We start from the raw sequence: 19,208 nt of genomic DNA on the forward strand, positions 1-19,208 counted from the left end.
GTGAGCCAAACGGAGGCCAACCCGGTCGATCCGCCGATACCCGTTCCCGATGTCCCCGGTGCAGATGCCAGTACAGGGCTGCCACGACGCGCCGACCTGACGCTGCGCCAGCGGTTCATCGTCGACTCGTCGGCCGTGGCCGATCTCGCATTGCGCACTGCGATCGCATCGCTGCTCGCGACGACGATGCTGCCGACGCTGGCCGGCGGCTTAAGCCGGTCTCAGTCACGCGCCGAACGCGAACAGCTGCGGTTCTACGCCGAACTGGCCTCGGCCAAGGATTCCACGCAATCGTTTCCCGCGCCCACTTCGCCGCCCCGGGTCGCGTCGCGGGCAGCCAACCCGCTGGCCGAATGGATCGCGAAGGGTCAGGTTCAGAACATCCGTTTCGACAGCAGCTTCGAGGCGATCAACCCTGACTTGCGCACCCAGTGCCGCGGATTCGAACGCAACAACGTCGTACACGCCCAGCATTGGCGACACGATGACGGGCCGCATCCCACGCTGTGCCTGATCCATGGATTCATGGGTTCGCCGTATCTGTTCAACGGCTTGTTCTTCTCGCTGCCGTGGTTCTTCCGGTCGGGCTACGACGTCCTGTTGTACACCATGCCCTTTCACGGTCCGCGTGCCGAGAAGGGCTCACCGTTCAGCGGCTACGGATTCTTCGCCAACGGGTTCTCGGGCTTCGCCGAGGCGATGGCCCAGGCGGTGCACGACTTCCGTTCGGTCCTCGACTATCTGGAGTTCACCGGCGTCGACCGCATCGCGCTGACCGGCATGTCACTCGGCGGGTACACATCAGCGCTGATCGCAGCCGTCGACGACCGGGTCCAGGCCGTGATCCCCAATGTCCCTGTCGTCGCCCCCGATCAGACGGTGGACGAATGGTTCCCCGCCAACAAGGTCGTGGGACTGCGAAACCTGCTGACGGGCACCGACGCGGAACTCACCGGCGGCGCCACCCTGTTCTCCTCACCGCTGAACTACGCCCCGCTGGTTCCCAAGGACCGCCGATTGATCATCACAGGTCTCGGTGACCGGTTGGCGCCGCCGGAACAGGCCGAGATGCTGTGGAAGCACTGGGATCGCTGCGCGTTCCACTGGTTCCCGGGCAACCACATCCTGCATGTCAGCCAGCCTGACTACCTGCGCAGGATGACCCGCTTCATGAAGGGATTCATGTTCGACTGAGTTCGGCCTGATATCCGGCCGGCCAGTCGATTCGCGCCAGCAGATCGACGGCAACCGGCTTAGCCGGAATGTCCAGCCTGCCAACGGCCTTGGGATCCAACGCCTGGAGCAGCGGTCCCTGGACTCCGCGATGCGGTGTCAGACCCGACACGGGTGCCCCGCGTACGGGATCGGGCGTGCGGAACGCACACACCGCCGCGACAGTCGGGTGCGCGGCCGAACCACTGAACTCGACGGCCGTCCATGTCTCAGAAGATTGAGACCACACCTCATCGAGGCGCTCACCCAACCGCTCGTCGACCGGAACCCCGTAGGCCGACACGAATCCACCTTCATCTTGGACACCGCGCCACCTCTCGCGACCCTTTCCGATCAACGGCGCATCCGCGTCATCGACGGGCGCCGCATCGAGGCCCGCCTCCCGTAGGTGATCGGCGAGGCGGCGGCCGGCGATCTCGGCAGTCTCGCGCAGCGGCATCTCAGGTGAACGTGCCTGCAGAGCAACCAGATTCGACTCGGCATCCAGGGTCAGGCCGATCCATGTGGTACGGACACCATCGGAATCGCGGTTCGTCACGCGAACCTTCTCGCTACGGACGCCGAACCTTTCGACGTAGCCCGCGACCAGTGGCAGCGGCACACCGAATCCCGACGGGTCGTCGACCCGCAACACCACCGTGGCCTGCTTCGGACTCTGCGGCTTCGGCTTGGAGTGGTTGCGGCGAAACACCGCCAACCGCCGGCCGATCATGTTTGTGACGAACTGGCCCCGCCACCATGCGAACACGACGACGACCACGGCGACCGCGATCCCGAAGATCCACCAATCCGTGGTCGTCTCCCACGGGTACGCCATTGCCGCCAAGACGACGGCCAACGACGCCAGCGCAATTCGAACGGTCACGATGCCTCCGCTTGGTTGTCTGGGTTCCTTCGCCGGTGGACGGCGACCGCGGCCGTGGCGGCTGCGATCAGCGCCAGCACACCGGTTCCCACGAACGCGACCACCTTCGGGGTCTCGTCGGGGGCGGCCGGTCGCGGCGGTGCGGCGACGGGCTGAGGCTCCGGCTCCCCGTTCCCGGCAACGGCCGCTGTCACATCCCATGTCAGCGCGGCGACGGGATCGACCAGTCCGGCACCGGTCAGGTTCGATGGCGCTCGCGCCGCACCCTGGGCACCGGCCGTGAGCCGGTCCCCGACCTGTTCGGCGGTCAGCTCGGGAAAACGACTGCGCACCAAGGCCGCAACGCCGGATACATACGCGGACGCGAAGCTCGTACCGTTCAGCGGATACAACCGGCCCCGCTCGTCAGGTAGCCCGTTGGCGAGTGCGCCGCCTTCGCCGTTGCCCACCGAGACGATGTCCTGCCCGGGCGCGGCTATCCCCACCCACGGTCCCGCCATCGTGAAATCCGATGGGCGTCCGGCGCTGTCGAGTGAACCGACCGAAAGCACATAGGGCTGCCAGGACGACGGTATCGACACCGACGTCACACCTGCCCAGTTACGAGGGTCCTCCGGGCGGCTGGGGTCCGACAGCGGGTTGGACGGACATGCGGACCCCGGATTCAACCCCATCTTGTTGTTGCCGGCGGCAGCAACGATCACCGCATCCTTGTCCACGGCGGCGTATCGCAAAGCCGCACCGAGTTCGTTCTGGTCGATGTTCTCCGTGGCGGGCAGACAGGTGACGGCGGAGATGTTGATGACCCTCGCGCCCAGGTCCGCCGCGCGGACAACCGCACGGGCCAGGGTCGCCACGTCGAGTGCGACCTTTGCCGTCGCCGGATTCTCGCCGATTTCGCGCGGGGAGAACCGCGACGACGTCGACCGTATCGCGAGCACGCGCGCACCTGGAGCCACCCCGGAGAATCCGTCGGTCCCCGGCTGTCCCGCGATCAGCCCGGCCACCAGCGTTCCGTGGCCATCGCAATCGCTGAGCCCATCGGTCGACTCGACGAAATCCCCGCCGGGTTCCACGTTCGGCAGTCGAGGTCCGGGTGTGACGCCGGTGTCGATGACCGCCACGAGTTGTCCGTCGCCGCGGCTGTACTCCCAGGCGCCCTCGAGGTTGAGCAGCGTCTGATTGGGGCTGGGCGCACCCGGTTCGCTACCGGGCAACACACCCGCGCTGACGCACGGCCCGCGTTGCGACTGCGGCTGGACGGGCCCCGCGGCGCCCGACGGAGGCTGTACAGCAGGATCCACCTGAGGTGGCGTCATCGCCTGTGCAACGGGAGAACTCACCGCCACGACGGCCACTGCCGCCGTGGCCGCGACGACAGTGCGCAGCCGGTCACGCATCACCGATGCCTCATCGGTTGAGCACCCAGGCGAAAAGCCCGACGAGATAGGCCAGCACCGGGATCAGCGACGCGTCGATACCGGAGGCCAGGAACCCGACAATGCGACGCATCGGCAACGAGTAGGTGTCCGGCGAGGCTACCCGTGGGAACGCCGCGACGATCACCCAGACCACCGTCAAGCCGACGAGCGCCAGCAGCGCCCACCATGCCGCTCCGACGCGGTCGCCGACGCTGAACACGACCATGAACGAGATCACAAGCAGGAAAGGCTGGCTCAGCAACCACGCCTTGCACGGAGCGGAGTCCCACACGCGGGCCCGCAGCACCGACCCAAGCGCCACCGCTGCCACGACGTACCACGCCCATGGCGAAACTCCCTGCGGTGTAGCCAGTGTCAACGCCCCTGCGGTGGACAGCAGCACACCGCCGGCGATGAAACCGGTCTGATGCGAATCGCTGATCCGAACGCGGCGCGGCAGATCGGCGAGCACCTTCATCGGGTGTGGCGCCGGGGTCGGGTCACCGGGAGCGGGGATGACCGGCATCGGCAGCCGCGCCCATAGCGCGGAGAGCTGGGCCGCCTGGACCGTGACCACGAGCGCGAGCACGACGAGCAAGGATCCGACGACGAGATGGTTCAGGTGCCAGATCGTCGCTGCGCCCGCGGTGATCAGTGCACCGGCGCCGATGACGGTGGCCGTTGTGAAGACCGCGATGGCCCGTTGGGCGACAACGATGCTGACGATCGACCAGGCCGTCACGCCCGCGGCCGCGAGCAATACGTGTGACGGCCCGAAGTCGCCGGGCACTCCGAGCGCGAGAGCCACAGCGGTGGGGGCGAGCGCCGTCACGGCCAACGCCGTGCCCAGCCGGGGTGAACGGCCCCAGGTGAGCAGGGCGGCCAGCACCGTGAGCGCCGCCGCACCGCTGGCCACGGCGAGACCGGCCAAGCCGCCGACGATTTCGCTGTGCACCGCGGCAAAGGCAGTGGCGATCACAATCAGCGTGATCACCGCCGCGGCCGCGCCCCGCGCGATATGCGCCACACCCCAGGGCTTCTCGCGGGCGGCGGAGAATATAACGGCCGCGTCGCCGATGTCCTCGACGATCCGCGGCGCAGCGGGACCGGCCGGAAGCGGTTGCAGCGCCAGCAGATCACCGTCAACGACACCTACGGTGTCCAGCGTCGCGTCGAGGCTGAACGGCGCACCGCCGACCGGCGCCAGCGACAGCACCACCGGGGTGGCGTCGCCGTACTCCTCGTCGGCGGGCATGGCCATCCGCCGTACTGCGGGCAGGATCTCGCGCAGTGGGAGTTCGGTCGGCAACGCCATGTCCGTGACTCGACCGCCTGCCTCGCCCGCGGCGAGCACCGCGACGCGAACGATCGGCATCGACCGGGACGGGGCCGGGTCCGCCAAAGACGCTGTCGCGCCGCTCAAACTGTCTGCCATTGGTGTTCCGTTCTCTGGATGGAGTCGAAGTCTCGGGTCAATTTCAGGTCGGGGAACCACGCCCCGTCGGGCAGCGTTGCGGTGAGCCGCTCGACCGCGGTGGCAATCGCCATCGGCGTGCCGGGTGTGAACGTCGAGACCCATTCGCCGTCGAACGCCTTCGCTGGATGGACGAGCACCCTGCCCTCCCGGGTGTCGACGACACTGACGCCGACATCGGTGCTCACACGGTGGCCGTCGCGGTGGTCGCCGGCCACGATCTCCACATAGCTGCGGTCCGTCGCGTAGGCCGCTTCGACGACTGGGCGTGCGCTCGGCGGGATACCGAGGAACTCGATCACGTCGTCCAGCGTCGCGCCGTTACGCAGCTGTTCATCGGCGCGCGCGCCGATCCGCGCGGGTATCGCGAACTCGTCGAATCTGGCCGGCGGGCGCCCCGAGAGACCCGCGGTCAAGATGGGAACCAACGCTTGCGGATGGTCCACCTCCAACGCGCTGAGCGTCACGAGACCGCCGCCGCGCAGCGCGACGACGGTGACGTCATCGCGGCGCGCAACGTGCCCGCGCAGCATCTTGCCCGAACCGCGCACGAACCGGAGTTCGAGCCACCGCCGGGGCCGGCACGTCGTCGTTACCCATTGCCGAACATGGGGTTCGACGACACCGTCGGCCGTCATCACACCCATCGCGACCAGTTCGGCCGACAGCCTGGCTTCGAACGCCGCCCGCTCAGCGTGGTCGCTGTAGGGCGGGGTGATGGCCAGCACCCAGGGGTAGTTGCCGGACCCCGACGCGTCGGCGACGAACCAGGCCTGCTCCGCGGTCAGCTCGACTGCGTTAACTGCCACCGTCGGTTAGCCACCCCATTTGGCGCCTTCGGCCTGGTCCCGGGCGCTCATCGTCATCGTGTTCTGCTCGTGGGTGGCGGCCATCGCACGATATGCGCGCACCAGTTCCTCGAGGGCAAGGTTCCACTGCGCCTGCCACGCCTGATAGGTCGTGCCGGTGTCGCCCTGCCAGGCCCCGGCCAAAGCGGCCTGCTCGCTGGCGATGTCGGCACCGACGGCATGCAGTGCGCCCGAATATCCGGCCATCTCGCCCGAATGGGCCAGCATCGCCGGGTAGTTGTACATGATCTGAGACATCAGGTTCTCCCTTGTAGGTCTGGGTCAGTTCGAAGTTCAGATACCGGTGTAGGTGCTGGCCGCCGCGGCGTCCTGCGCCACGTAGGTGCCCGCCGCATCACCCAGGTTGGCCTGCGCGATGTCGAGCAGCATGTTGACCTTCGCGGAGACCTCGAGGAAGCGCGCGTGCGCTGCCTGGAAGGCGGCGGAGGACTCGCCCATGTGGAATGCCTGCGCCGACTGCGCTGCCTGCTCGGCCTGCGCCATGGTGCTACGCATCAGCGCGGCCTTCGCCGAGAATGCGGCCTCGGATGACACGAGCTGGGGGATGTGAGCGTCCAGGAGGCTCATGGATGTTCCTTTCGGATTGTGGTTCGGCGGAATGAGTTTCGGTCAGTTCGGTTCAGTCGTTTTCTCCCCCCTTGTGATCCCAGTCGCTGGGCAACATAGGTTCGGTGGGTCCGCCGCCGAAGGAGTCGCCGGCGAGTTCGGTCAGCCCACTCGCCTCCTCGGCTTCCGACTTGGCCGCGGCGCCGGTGAAACCCACTGCGCCCGCACCCTTTTCCGAGGCGGCGACATGTGGACGCCGGACCGTTTCGCGCGGCGGGGCCGCGTCCTCGGGCTCGTCGGGTTCGTAATCCATGTAGGCATCGGCGTACTGGCGCTGGTGGATCGGCTGCGGCCGCTTGCGCCGGGCCTTGCGTTTGGCCAGCGACGATGCGGCGGCAGCGGCGGCGGCCGACGCTGCCATGTCAGATGCAGGCGCCTTCAAGCCGGTGCCCTCGCGGAACGTCGGGGAGACGCCTTCCTCGGGGTCCGGGCCGGCAACCGCATACGGCACCACCGGGGCGGCAGCCGCAGCTGGTGCGGCGCCCGCAGGCGTCGCACCGGCGGCGACCGACGCCGCGGGAGCGGCCGGAGCCGCCGGGACCGTCGGCGCCACGGTGGCGACCGGCGGAAGCGATTCCGCTCGCGGCTCGGCCACGGGCCGGATGGGTGCGGGCGCGGGGGCCGGGGCGGGCTCGGGCGCGGCGGCCGGAACCGGCTCCGGGGTCTGCGACTGGACGATCAGACCGATCAACAGCGGCAGCCAGATCGGAGCGCTGAAGATCAACGACCACGTGGTCCATCCGAGCGGCTGCGTGATCGCCTGGTAGAGCACGAACAACAGAATCAGTCCCGACGACGGGTTGAAGAGCCACCCGAAGAAGCCGTTCAGGAAGTCGCTGAGAACATCCAGGACGTTGCCGAAGAACTGACGCGCGAAATTCAGGATCGATTCGAAGAAGTCCTCGAAGAACCTCATGATCTCGCGCAGCAGATCGGCGATGGAGTCGGCGATGTTCCGTGCCCCGCCGGAGTCCGCGGCGGTGGCCGCCGCCCCGGCCTGCATGACGTCGGCCGCGGCGGCTCCCGCCTCGCCCACACCCGGCGCCAGCAGCAGAGGCGCGGGAGGCGTGACCGGCGTGGCCGCCACCGCGGCACCCGACACCGCCTGATAGGTGCCCATCGTCGTCGCGGCCTGGATCCACATCCGGACGTAGTCGGCCTCGTTCAACGCGATCGGAATCGTGTTGATGCCCAGGAAGTTCGTGGCTAGCAATACGGCGTGGGTGGACTTGTTGAGCGCCAGCTCGGCCAACGTCGGCATCGTCGCCACCGCGGTGGTGTACGCCGCAGCCGCGGTCCCGTGCTGCGCAGCGGCGGCCGCGCTGTTCGCACTGGCCTGTGCCAGCCAGGCGAGGTACGGCGTATGCGCGGCCGCATACTGAGCGGCGCTCGGCCCCTCCCACGCGCCGCCCTGCACCGAACCGAGAACAGCGGTCAACTCGGCTGCCGCAGAAGAGTATTCAGCCGCCAACGCCTGCCACGCCCCCGCCGCCGCCAGCAGCGAACCCGGACCGGGTCCGCTGCTCAGCATGGCCGAGTGGACCTCCGGGGGGAGGGCCATCCAGATGGGAGCCGTCACGGTCAGCCTCCAGCGACCAGGTAGCTCGCCGCGGCGGCAGCGTCACCGGTGGCATAGCTGATACCGGACTGGCCGACACCGACACCGGAGCGGCCCAATTCCTCCACCCCGAGGGCTGCCATCGAATTATGTTGTGCCCCATGAGCACTCAAGCTGACAGCGGTCTGGATCGACACCGCATCGACGGCGGGCGGAATCACGGCGGTGACCGCGGGCGCGGCGGCGGCGTGAGCCGCTGCCAACCGGGCCGTCAACGCCTCGACGGCGGAAGCCGCCGCGGCGAGGCCTTCGGGAACGACGCGAAGAGTCATCAGTTGAACTCCCTTCCACTGTTGCCGTTGTTTCCTGTGCGTCCTGCCACCGCGTCTGCGAACGGGTTGACGAGTTGCAGGAATGTGGGGGCATCGCCATCATCCAGCAGCATCGCCCGGCCCGCAGGCAGACGCCGGAACCGATGTCCCCGGATCTTTCCGCTGTCCTGCGGGTTGCCCGACAGCATCAGGATCGCCGCCTGTAGCTCGTTGAGCCTGCGCAGCAGGGGTGCTGTCATCAGGGCGTGTGCCGAACCGGTGGCCCGTGCAGTCACGATGACGCGAAGGCCCAACTCGCTTGCTTGCGACAGCAATCCGATGATGCCGGTCCACGGCCGCTGCCCGACGAACGGCCCGCTGACTGCGGGCGCATCCGGGATCTGGTCGACGTCGTCGATGATCAGATAGTGGGTGTGACCGTCCTCGCCGGACTGGTACTTCCACCTGCTCAGCTCCTGCGGTGACAGGCCGGCAGGCGGTCGGCGCTTCTCCAGCAGGGCCGCGAGTCCGAGCATCGCCGGGGTGATCCGGTCGATGTTCGGGGTGTACTCGTTGTCCGGAAACAGCGGCTCGTCGACCAGATGCAGACGCCGGTCGATCACCGTGAACGCGACGCGGTCCGGGGTGGAGTTCTCCCGGATGGTGCGAATCACGTGACGCAGCAGCGTCGTCTTGCCCGACTTGGCGTCGCCGAACACCATCAACAAAGGGTTCTGGTCGAACGCCATCGGCACGGACGCGAGATCCTCCTCGCGCTGGCCGATGACCACCTGTTCCGGCGCCGGATACAACGGGGCCACGACGTCGGGCGCGAGATCATGCGGCAACAACCGCACCGGCGGTGCCGTGATACCCCGATGGCGGGCGTTGATCACCCTGATGTCGCGCAGCGCCGGCTCGGCGAACAGGAAGTGCTCGGCGGCCATGGTCAGGCCGCGGCCGGGCTGCTCGGCGGGCACCGCCTCTGCGGGCCTGCGCAGCGCACCGGTGACTCGCACATTGCTGTCGCGTGGATCCGACAACTTGAGTTCGAGGCGCAGGCCCAGACCGTCGCGCATGGCCAATGGAACCTCGAGCCAGTTCGGAGTCGTGATGACGACGTGGATGCCGTAGGACATACCGGTGTTCACCAGCTCGGTGACCTTCGACAGCAACGGGTTCCGGGTGTTGAAGGTGTCGGTGTTGTCCCGGCTGAACGCGTAGAGGTTGTCGATGACCAGAAAGACCTCGCCGTACTCGTCGCGCTGGCCGTTACCCGAGTGCCCCCGCGCCTGGCGGGCACGCAGCAATTGCTCGAGCTCACCGAAGGTGCGCCGGATACGTTCGGGCTCCAGCGGAGAGGCGACGCTACCGACGTGGGCCAGGTCTTCGAGCGACCGCAGCTGACCGCCGCCGTAGTCCAGGCAGTAGAACGTCACATCGCGCGGTGAGTGCAGAGCCGCCGCCGACAGCATGAAGGTCTGCAGCGCCGTGGTCTTCCCCGACTTCGGTCCGCCGTGGATCAGCAGGTTGGCACCGGCGGACCTGGCGTCGAAGATCAACGGATCGCGCCGCATCGAGAACGGCCGGTCGATCTCGCCGAGCGGCCAACGCCATTCGCGCTCGGCCACGTCCGCGCGGGCGAGCAGTTCGTCGAGCGGGATTGGCTCGTCGAGCGGTGGCAGCCACAGCGGCGGCGCCTTCGGACCGTAGTGGGCCAGCTGATCGCCGATGGTGGCGACGAGTTTGCGCGGCGGACGCTCCTCGTGAGCGGCGGGATCGGAAACGACGACCGTGTCGGCGGGCGCTTCGACGTGACCGGCGGTGAACGGCTGCGGCACCGGAACCGACTGCACCACAACGGACCTCTCCACCCGCGGAGGATCGTAGATGCCGTCGACGTAGGTGCTGCGGAACTTGACCGGCATCGCGCCCGGCGCAGGGACCAGGAATCCCTCGCCCTTGTGCTCAGGGCCGGCCTCGATGTGGAATGCGTCCTCCACTCCGATGACCTGGCGGCTGATGGCCGGGCTGGCCACCTTGAGCCCGATGCGGTATGAGGTGTTCTTGTCGATGTCCTTGATCCGGCCGACATCCAGCGTCTGAGACGCGAACAGGATGTGGATGCGGAACGAACGGCCCTTGCGCGCAACGTAGTCGAACAGGTCGGCGTACTCGGGATGGTCGGAGAGCATCAGCGAGAACTCGTCGGCGACGACGAGAAGCGTGGGCATCGGCGGCAGGTCGTGACCGGCCGCGATCGCCGCCTCGTACTCGAGCACCGAGTTGAACGCACTGCCCTGCACCCGACGACCGGCCTCCATCAGCAATTGCTCGCGTCGTGCCACCTCACCGCGCAGCGTGTCGGCGAACCGGTCGGCGAGCGAACGCTTCTCGGCCATGTTCGAGATGACCGCGACCACCTGCGGGAAGTCCCGGAAGATGTCGGCGCCGGCCTCACCCTTGAAGTCGGCGTAGATCACGATCAGCCGATCGGCGGAGTGGGTCGTCAACAGCGACAAGAGGATCGACATCAACGTCTGCGACTTACCCGAGCCGGTCATGCCGATCATCAGGCCGTGCGGTCCCATCCCGCCTTCGGCCTCGTCCTTGAGGTCGAAGATCAGCGGCTCACCGGTGGCGGTGACGCCGATGGGCACGCGCAGTTCGTCGGTGCGCGCCCGCGGCGCCCACAGGCTCGCCACGTCCAGCGCCGCGGCGTCCGGGATGCCGAGCAGTGTGGAGAAGGTCGCGACCCCTGTTCTGCCGGTGCGTGCGTGGCTCGGGTTCGAATCCCACTTCGACAACCGGCGGGCGATGTGGCGCGCGGTCGCGACGTCGAGTTGATCGGCGGCATCGACGTAGGGCTGCCATCCTCCGGTCTGCCAGCGCTGCAGTTTGCCGTCGGCCAGCTGGAGGATCGGCCGTTCCGGGTCGGGGTACTGCTCGCGGTGCGGCGGCTCGGCGACGCGCTGCACCACCGTCACGCCAGCCAGCCCACCGCGCGGGACCAGCGCCGTGGTGTCCACGTCGGGATCGTCGACGATGATGAGCAGGTGCTTGACCTCGTCGTCCTCGTCGCTGCCGAACGGTGAGCGATCGTCAAGCGCCGAGGCGAGCCGCGAACGCAGTTCAACGATGTCGGACGACAGGTAGCGGGCAGGGCCGGCTCCGTCAACCGCGCCGGGAATGTCGTTGTGCGGCAGCCACTTCAGCCATGACCAATTGTCGCTCTCGATGTCCGGTGCGAGCAGTGCGACGCCGAGTACGGCGGGGTCGTGCCAGGTGACGGCCTGGGCGATCCAAGCGCGTAGCGCCCCCCGGACCTCGTCGGGCTCACCGAGGACCGTGATGCGCGAGACCTTGGCGAAGTCGAGACCGGTCGGCGCGGCCCGCACCGTCCGCTGCACGTCGAGGAGGGCGCGTAACGCGCTGTGCGACACCGGTTCCAGGTCGACCTCGTCGGCGCTGTCCTTCACGCGCAGCGAGGCGTTCAGCGGGGCGTCGTGTAGCCCGACGCGCACCACCAGGAAATCGGGGTCGTGCGGATCGCGCTCCCACTGCCTGCGAGTGCCGGGCACGTCGATGAGCAGACCCGGATCCGGATGCGACCACTCCAGCGCCGCACGCTGCTCGGCGGCATGCGCGCGCACGTTGTCGCGGACCACCGACAGGTAGCGCAGATAGTCGGCCCGCTCGGCGTCGACCTCCTCGGTGCGCATCTTGTTGTCGGTGCCGCGGTAGAGCGCGGTCGCGGCCAGCAGCAGGACGAACGGGAAGAACAGCGTCGTCGGCGAGATCAGTCGCATTCCGGTGGCGAACAGCGCCACGATCATGCCGACGATCAGGATGACGATCAGGAAGGGCAGCACCCGCCGCAGCAGCGACGGCGGAATCACGCGCGGCAGCTCGGGCGGCGGTTCGATCGTGATGGTGCCTTTGCGCGTCGTCGGCACCGGGATGCGGCGACGCGCCTCAAATATGAGCCGACTCATTACGGCGTCTCCCTCACGACAGCGGGGCGGGGGTCGGCGGCCAGCGCGTCGTGGGCCAGCAACGCATCGCCTCGCGACAGCGTCGGGCCGGGCGCGAACTGGCTCAGCATCGACCATGGAATCGGTAGGGCGGGCGGGGTGAGGCCCAGGGCGGCGATGGCGTTCTCGTCACCGTCGGTGTCGAGGCCGTAGCGGACCCCGACGTCGCTGAGCCAGAAGGTTGCGCCGCCGACGGGTGACGTCGACGCGCCCCCGCCGTCCTGCCCGACCGTCTGGACCAGGTAGCCGCGCCCGGGATTCAGCACCACCTGGTTCGCGGTCGTTCCGGAACCCGCTCCGACCAGCGGCACGGGACGCAGCTGATCGGAGACCGGCAACGTGACACCGAAACGCAGGTTCAGTGTCGCGCTTGTGGCATCGGCGGGACGCTTCCACTGCGCGCATGTCAACGGCGCGTCGGTGGAGTCGACGAGTGAAATCGGTTCGACGGGATAGGCATCGGTGTCGATGACGCCCGCGACCGGCAGACGCGCGATATCGTCGGCGCCCAACCGCGGCGGCTGGTCGAGTCCGTACGAGTTCGCATTACGCATGATCGCAGCGATGACCGATGAAATCGGTTGCAGCCCTTCGCCGAGCACTGCGTAGTGACGCAGAGTGTTGTCGGTGGCGTAGGCCGTGACCACCGCGCCGACCGGCGCGGGCACCGGCAACGGGTACCGCGGCGGTTCACCGGCGCCAGGGATGACCGGCGGAATCAACGCGGGAGCTTCGGGCACCGCGTTAAACAAGCCGGGCGCGACGGGCCGCGCGTCGGCGCCTGCGGTACCCAGACCGAGTGCACTGGTGACCGCGCGGTCGTTCATGTCGATCGCGCTTCGGCGCCCGTTCCACAACAGCCAGGTGCCCGCATTGGGACCGCTCGGGGTGGAGACCAGGATCGCCTTGTCGTCGGGCAGCTGCGCCGCGCGCTCGCCGCCGTCGGTCAGCGGGCCCGCGATCATCGTGACACCGACGGCCGGTCCCGAAACCCCGTCGCACACCGTCCAATCGGCGTCACTGGTGGTGTCCTGCACCATGCGTTCGGGAGCACCCGGGATGCCGATCAGGTTGCCGCGGGGGAACTGGTCGATCTCGCTGGTCTTGACCTGCGACGGGTTGTCCGGCCGACCCGCGATCAGCCGCGCGGACGTCAGGTTCAACACCGGGTGCAGCTGCTCACCGAGACGAACGTAGAGGGCGGAGGTGGTGCGATCGGCCAGGATCGCGTCGTTGCCCGCGACGCCGCCGGGCCGGATCAGCGAGAACACGAAACACCCCGCCATGACGGTGATCAGCACCAGTGCGCCGACGAGCACCGAACGGGCTTGGGTGCGAAGCGGATCGACGAGCATGCGGGTGTCGTGAAGCGCGACGCCGGATGCGATGCGCCGCATGATGAATCGCCATCCGGTCACCTGATGACGGGTGACGAACCCGCGGCGGTACACGACCCGGTCGGGGTTCTCGTTGTTCGGTGTGCGGGAGGCGAATGCCCGGCGATCCGAATTGTCCGGAGTGCTCATTCGGGCACCGTCAGACCGAGGCCACGCAGCAGCGGAATGGCGGATTTGGTGACGTCTTCATCGGTAATGGTCATCAGCTCGTCGTCTGTGAAGTCTTCGGCATCGGTATGATCGAGTCGGTACTCGCGCTCCTCCTCGGAACGCTCGACCAGGTTGCGGACGAAACGGCCGTTACCGGCGATGTCGAGGTTGCGCCTCTCCACGCCGGTGGCGTCCGGCGTCGTCGCCGCCGCCAACTGCCCGAACAGCGTCTCCATGTGGGCGAGCGCCGCCGGTTCGAAGACGCTGTCGCGCTTCTCGGCCATGCGCACCGCGATCTCGACGAGTTCATGCGGTGTGTACGAGGGGAATTCGATGCTACGGGTGAAGCGGGACCGCAGGCCCTCGTTGGTGTCGAGGAACGCGTCGAGATCCTTGCGGTAACCGGCGACGATGACGACCAACCGCTCGCGGTCGTTTTCCATGCGTGCCAGCAGCGTGTCGATCGCGACCAGACCGAAGTCGTTCTTGGCGCCGGTCGACACCAGTGCATAGGCCTCGTCGAGGAACAGCACACCGTCGAGCGCGCTGTCGATGATCGAGTTGGTCTTGGCCTCGGTCTCGCCGATGTGCTGACCGATCAGGTCGGCTCGGTGCACCTCGCGGACTGTTTCCTTCTTGAGAATGCCCAGACCGCAATAGATTTTGGCGACGACGCGCGCAATGGTCGTCTTACCGGTACCGGGCGGGCCCGCGAACACCAGGTGGTTGGTGCGCTGCGCGACGGTCAGGCCGCGCTCCTGGCGGCGGATCGCCATCGCGACCGAACTCTTCAGCCGCGCCACCTGATACTTGACCTCTTCCAGGCCGATGAACTCGGCGAGCTCGGCTTCGGCCTCGAGCAGCAGGTGCGCCTTGCGCTCCTTGGCGCCCGGATCGACGAATTCGGACTCGCTCGGCTCGGTGGCGGGATCCCACGGATCGGAGCGGCCCTCGATGCGCGCGGCCGTGGTCGTCACGATGCCGTACGAGGTGTCCGACAGCGCGATCTCGACCTGCTCGTTCTCCGGATTGGCGGCGTAGAGCTCGGCGAGCACGTCGGCCGCGTCGAGCTCCTCACCCTGCGCGCGTAGGCATAGCGCCTTGACGAGCGCGCCGTCCACCGTGGCGACATCGACTGGGCCGGAAGGCTCCTCGAGGTACGACAGCGCGGGTGCATACATGCCGAGGCGGGCGAGCGACGTGCCGAGCGCGACGCGCGCCGCGTGTGCGTAGGTCTCGTCCAGCCGCGTGTCGTTGACGATCGGGGTGATCAGCCGGACCACATCCGACCAGCGCTCGGTGCGGTAGTACATCGCGATCCGCACCCACCGCGCGTCCAGCCAGCTGGGGCGTCGGGTGATCAACGGCTCGACGAGTTCGTCGGCGCCTACGTAGTCACCGGCATCGCACAGCGTGACGGCGTAGGCCAGTTGGAAGTCGTCGGGTGTCGACGCCGAGAACTTGAGGTAGAGCCCGGTGTCGTAAGTGAAGGCCAAGTCGCCTTCGGCGAGCTGTACGTGGCGCTGCAGCACACCGGCCGTGGCAACCGTCTGCCAGATGGCCTCGAGCACCCGGGCGCTGGTGTCGCCCGCTGCGGCCAGACCCGTCCACGCATCGCACTGTTCGCGAGCGATACGGGTGAGTTCGGTGAAACCGGATCGGGCCGCGACCGGATCCGGCGGGCGTCGACGGTCGTGCACCGACAGCCCGAGGGCTCGGCAACACGTGGCGAACCGACTCACCACGTCGTGGTCGACGCGCGAAGTCGCAGCAAAATCGGTCTGTAGCGGCACGCGCCGTGATCTCCCCGTAGTGATGGCAGGCTAACTTTCCGCCCGAAGTTAGCATTGACTAAGCTAACTTGTACAGACGCACGTGGCCCACTCAGCGGGTGAACAAGCTCACGCCTTGACGGCGCTCACCAGGCTTATAGTCCCAGTCATCGCCGCGGCCTCCGACCCCTCCTCGGGCACCGGCCGGCCGTTCTCAGGCAACCAATCCTCGAGGGGTGTGGCCTCAGCACGCCACCCGCGGGCACCGAACCACTGCGCGGCGGGTTCATGCTGTTCGTTGTAGACGAGGGTGAAGAACGTGTCCTCCTCTCCGGCGGACCGCTCCTCTTCCCTTTTGGCCTCGAAGGCCTCCGCGTCCATCGGCGCTGCCTCCTCCACCGCGGCGTGACTGCCGGCCGCGGCCAGCGAGTCGATCCCGGTGAACAGCTCGCGTTGCGCGTCGGCCGGCAGATAGATCAAAAGGCCCTCGGCGATCCAGGCCGATGGTTCGTGGGGGTCGAACCCTTCGTCGCGCAGCGCTTGGGGCCAGTCATCGCGCAGATCGACCGGGACCTCACGGCGTTCGGCTCGCGGAGTGTGCGCGTCGAGGACCTGCCGTTTGAACTCGAGCACCCGCGGCTGGTCCAACTCGAACACCACGGTGCCGTCGGCCCAGTCCAAGCGGTACGCGCGCGAATCCAAGCCCGCGGCTAGCAGCACAATCTGCCGGACTCCGACGTCGGCGGCCGCGCGAAAGTAGCCGTCGAAGTACTTGGTACGGACGGCCTGGAAGTCCACGAACGCGGCGCCGAAATCATCGGTGGTGAGCTGGTGCCCGGGCGCTCGGCCGTCGAGCAGGTCCGCCCACTCACCACCCACCGCGCGGCAGAACTTCTCGGCGAAGGGGTCGACAGCGATCGCGTCCGGCTTCTGTGCCTCCAGCGCACGGGCCGCGGCGACGAACAATGCGGTCGAGCCGACGCTGGTGGTGATGTCCCAGGTGTCGTTGTCGCTACGCATGTACTTGTTTGTACGCCGACAATCTGACAGCGCTCTGTCAGGCCAAGTGCCACCCAGACCGGCGACCCCTAGTGTGCAGTCAGATCGAAGTCTGGCGGCTCCGAGGTTCGATTCCCGATCTGAGTGCACACCAGCGGGATACGTGTGCTCACCTCACACCAGCGGCCGGCCCGTGCGCACGCGCCAGTCCAGGTCTTTGAGCAGCACGTTGAACGGGAACTGGCGGACGAAGCGCGGCATCACATTGTTGATGCGGCCCAGCATGGCCATCACCCGGTTGAACCGGCGCTGTTTCTTCGCGTCCCACGGCAGTCGCATCTCGTCGCGGAAGCGCTGCGGCAGGAAGCCGGTCGTGATGAAGAGGCTCAACGCATCGGTGCGCTTCTGCAGCCATGCCGGAGCCTTGAGGTCGCCGAGCCGGCCCGCAGCGATGGGCCACAGGTACTCGCGCACCGCGTCGTCGATGTGGACCTTGTCCAGCGACTCCTGCCAATACTCGTCGAAGGCCTTGCGATCGGCAGGCCACATCTCCGCGGGAACCTGCAGCGTGGTGCCCAGCGCCGCACCGTCGCGGTAGTGGCGGTCGGCCGATTCGTCATCCATCTCGCCGACGAAGACCCGGTACACGTCGACGAAGCCCTTGTACAGGCAGGCTGCCACCCACAGCTGCAGATCTTTGTTGAACGCGTTGTACTCGACGGGGCTGTCCGGCAGCGAGTACACCTCGGCGTGCGATCGGTTGACCGCACGCCGGTACGTGGCCTTCTGTTCATCGGTGCCCGCGAGCGCGACCGCAAGATAGGTGAACGTCGTCCGCGCACGCTTGATCGGGTGCCGATCCGCGCGGCCACTCTCGACGCGGCTGTCCTTGACGCCGTATCCGACGCCCGGCCGCGAGAGTTCCATGACCACGTTGGCCGGACCCGATAGCAGGCCGATCCCGAGCATGGCGTCCCCTGGCGCGACGTTGCGACGCAGCTTGCGACCGGGCAGCGGCGCGTCGTTGACCGGTCTTCCGACGTGGTCGATCGACTGGGAAACCATCGGGGACCCCTATCTCAAATGTGAGAACACATGTTTCCTGATATTGCCTCCGTTCGGTGCCGGGTGTCAAGATGGCGGTCATGGCACAGGTCCGCCCCTACCGGGGTGTCGATGCGGCCCAGCGCCTCGCGCAGCGCCGGCTGCGCCTGCTCGACGCCGGGCTCGAGCTGCTCGGCGCGGGTGCAGACGATCTCGCCGAGTTGACGGTGCGGGCCATCTGCGCCAAGGCCGGCCTGGGTGTCCGCTACTTCTATGAGACGTTCCACCACAAGGACGACTTCGCCGCCCAGGTGTACGACTGGGTGATCGCCGATATCGCGGCGACGACCCAGGCGGCCGTCGCGGCCGCGCCGCCCCGAGAGCAGCCCCGTGCGGCGATGGCGAACATCGTGCACACCATTGCCGCAGATCAGCGCGTGGGTCGCCTGGTGTTCAGCGTTGAATTGTCCAATACGGTGATCATGCGCAAACGCGTCGAGTCGACGGCCCTGTTCGCGCAGTTGCTGCTGCAGCACGCGGGCACGGTCGGTCCGTACGAGAACGAATTCGACGAAGCGACGGCGCATTTCGCGGTCGGTGGGGTGGGCCAGACGATCAGCATGTGGCTGGCGGGCCGTCTAGATCTGGACGCCGACCAACTCATCGACCGGCTCGCGGCGAACATCAACGCGATCTCGGGTGTGCCGACGAACGACGTCTGACCAGCTCAGGCGGTCACCCTCGGGCGCCGGTCCGCGGCGGTCCTCGGCGTGGCTTTCGCGTCACTCTCGCCGAATTCCTTGGTCCAGCAGGCGAACTCGAGCGTAATGCCGTCCGGGTCGAGGAAGTAGAACGACCTGACGTAAACGCCGGGATGCACCGTCGGCGAAACCTGGGCCTCGCTGTCGTCATGATTGAGCACCGGACCGACCCGCACGCCCTTGGCCTTGAGCCGCTGCCGATATTCGTCGAATTTCTCGGCGGGTACGTGAAATGCCAGATGGTTCATCGTGCTGACGGCGCTGACGATGTCCCCAATTCCCGGAATGGCCTCGGGCGAGGAGACGCCGGGAACCCGGTCTGGCGCGTCGGCGAACCAGAAGAACGCGACACAGTCGCCGTTGCCGGCGTCAAAGAAGAAGTGCTGCCCCATGCCTCCCGGCAGATCGAGCGACTTGATCAACGGCATACCGAGGACGTTGCTGTAGAAGTCGACGGTTTTCGCCATATCCGAGCACACCAGCGCGACATGGTTGATGCCGCCGAGTTCGAACTCGGTGTTGGGATTGTCGGGCCTGATCACTGGGCGCCTCCTAGCGCGAATCTCTGGCCAGAAACGCAAATCGAACTTAGCATCAGGGGCAATCACGAGCAATGACGAACGGACCAGCACCGTTATGACGATCGTCCCGCGCGTCCCACCGCCGGTCAGACCGATCATCAAGATCGTTGAACAGCCTGTAGCCCTTGCTTTT

16 protein-coding genes are annotated in these 19,208 nt (G+C 67.5%); 2 read left to right on the top strand and 14 right to left on the bottom strand.

The features are described from left to right. Positions 1-1,194, top strand: coding sequence for an alpha/beta hydrolase family protein (locus AAHH99_RS14590; RefSeq protein WP_418769239.1), 1,194 nt, complete (start codon positions 1-3; stop codon positions 1,192-1,194). On the opposite strand, the gene eccE is transcribed toward AAHH99_RS14590, so the two are convergent. From eccE to AAHH99_RS14655, 13 genes are all read right to left on the bottom strand, one after another. Continuing rightward, entirely contained in the window at positions 1,181-2,098 is a 918-nt protein-coding gene (gene eccE, locus AAHH99_RS14595; protein ID WP_418769240.1) for a type VII secretion protein EccE, read from the bottom strand. The genes AAHH99_RS14590 and eccE overlap by 14 nt on opposite strands. Then, on the bottom strand, positions 2,095-3,498 hold the full coding sequence (gene mycP, locus AAHH99_RS14600; RefSeq protein ID WP_418769241.1) for a type VII secretion-associated serine protease mycosin: 1,404 nt from the start codon (positions 3,496-3,498) through the stop codon (positions 2,095-2,097). Before mycP ends, eccE begins: the two co-directional genes overlap by 4 nt. 10 nt (positions 3,499-3,508) lie before the next feature. Further along, entirely contained in the window at positions 3,509-4,954 is a 1,446-nt protein-coding gene (gene eccD, locus AAHH99_RS14605) for a type VII secretion integral membrane protein EccD (RefSeq protein WP_418769242.1), read from the bottom strand. Beyond that, positions 4,939-5,802, bottom strand: coding sequence for an ESX secretion-associated protein EspG (locus AAHH99_RS14610; RefSeq protein ID WP_418769243.1), 864 nt, complete (start codon positions 5,800-5,802; stop codon positions 4,939-4,941). Before AAHH99_RS14610 ends, eccD begins: the two co-directional genes overlap by 16 nt. Positions 5,803-5,808: 6 nt before the next feature. Further along, positions 5,809-6,099: a WXG100 family type VII secretion target gene (locus AAHH99_RS14615; RefSeq protein WP_064396041.1), complete on the bottom strand. Its 291-nt coding sequence runs from the start codon at positions 6,097-6,099 to the stop codon at positions 5,809-5,811. A 36-nt stretch (positions 6,100-6,135) separates the two neighbouring features. Then, positions 6,136-6,429 carry a type VII secretion system protein EsxG gene (gene esxG / locus AAHH99_RS14620; RefSeq protein WP_064346865.1) on the bottom strand — a complete coding sequence of 98 codons (294 nt, stop codon included), beginning with the start codon at positions 6,427-6,429 and terminating at the stop codon, positions 6,136-6,138. Positions 6,430-6,481: 52 nt separating this feature from the next. Next, positions 6,482-8,047 carry a PPE family protein gene (locus AAHH99_RS14625; protein ID WP_120279640.1) on the bottom strand — a complete coding sequence of 522 codons (1,566 nt, stop codon included), beginning with the start codon at positions 8,045-8,047 and terminating at the stop codon, positions 6,482-6,484. A 2-nt stretch (positions 8,048-8,049) separates the two neighbouring features. Further along, a complete protein-coding gene (locus AAHH99_RS14630) occupies positions 8,050-8,358 on the bottom strand; it encodes a PE family protein (protein WP_064417542.1) in 309 nt (102 codons plus the stop codon). Continuing rightward, complete coding sequence (eccCa, locus tag AAHH99_RS14635) at positions 8,358-12,332, bottom strand: type VII secretion protein EccCa (RefSeq protein WP_418769244.1); 3,975 nt, start codon at positions 12,330-12,332, stop codon at positions 8,358-8,360. The genes AAHH99_RS14630 and eccCa overlap by 1 nt, the downstream gene beginning before the upstream one ends. Further along, entirely contained in the window at positions 12,332-13,897 is a 1,566-nt protein-coding gene (gene eccB, locus AAHH99_RS14640; RefSeq protein ID WP_418769245.1) for a type VII secretion protein EccB, read from the bottom strand. Before eccB ends, eccCa begins: the two co-directional genes overlap by 1 nt. Then, a complete protein-coding gene (gene eccA / locus AAHH99_RS14645; protein ID WP_318255014.1) occupies positions 13,894-15,711 on the bottom strand; it encodes a type VII secretion AAA-ATPase EccA in 1,818 nt (605 codons plus the stop codon). The genes eccB and eccA overlap by 4 nt, the downstream gene beginning before the upstream one ends. A gap of 108 nt (positions 15,712-15,819) precedes the next feature. After that, on the bottom strand, positions 15,820-16,710 hold the full coding sequence (locus tag AAHH99_RS14650) for a class I SAM-dependent methyltransferase (RefSeq protein ID WP_418769246.1): 891 nt from the start codon (positions 16,708-16,710) through the stop codon (positions 15,820-15,822). 153 nt (positions 16,711-16,863) lie between these two features. Next, the gene (locus tag AAHH99_RS14655) at positions 16,864-17,754 is read right to left on the bottom strand and encodes an oxygenase MpaB family protein (RefSeq protein ID WP_064428129.1); all 891 of its coding nucleotides are present in this window, start codon (positions 17,752-17,754) and stop codon (positions 16,864-16,866) included. A gap of 80 nt (positions 17,755-17,834) precedes the next feature. On the opposite strand from AAHH99_RS14655, the gene AAHH99_RS14660 reads away from it, so the two are divergent. Then, entirely contained in the window at positions 17,835-18,455 is a 621-nt protein-coding gene (locus AAHH99_RS14660; RefSeq protein WP_418769247.1) for a TetR/AcrR family transcriptional regulator, read from the top strand. A gap of 5 nt (positions 18,456-18,460) precedes the next feature. Here AAHH99_RS14660 and AAHH99_RS14665 read toward each other — a convergent pair whose 3' ends face one another. Further along, positions 18,461-19,036, bottom strand: a complete 576-nt coding sequence (locus tag AAHH99_RS14665; RefSeq protein WP_064396061.1) for a VOC family protein — start codon at positions 19,034-19,036, stop codon at positions 18,461-18,463. Positions 19,037-19,208 lie beyond the last annotated feature (172 nt).

The organism is Mycobacterium neumannii (genome assembly GCF_048452905.1).
GTDB lineage: Bacteria > Actinomycetota > Actinomycetes > Mycobacteriales > Mycobacteriaceae > Mycobacterium > Mycobacterium neumannii_B.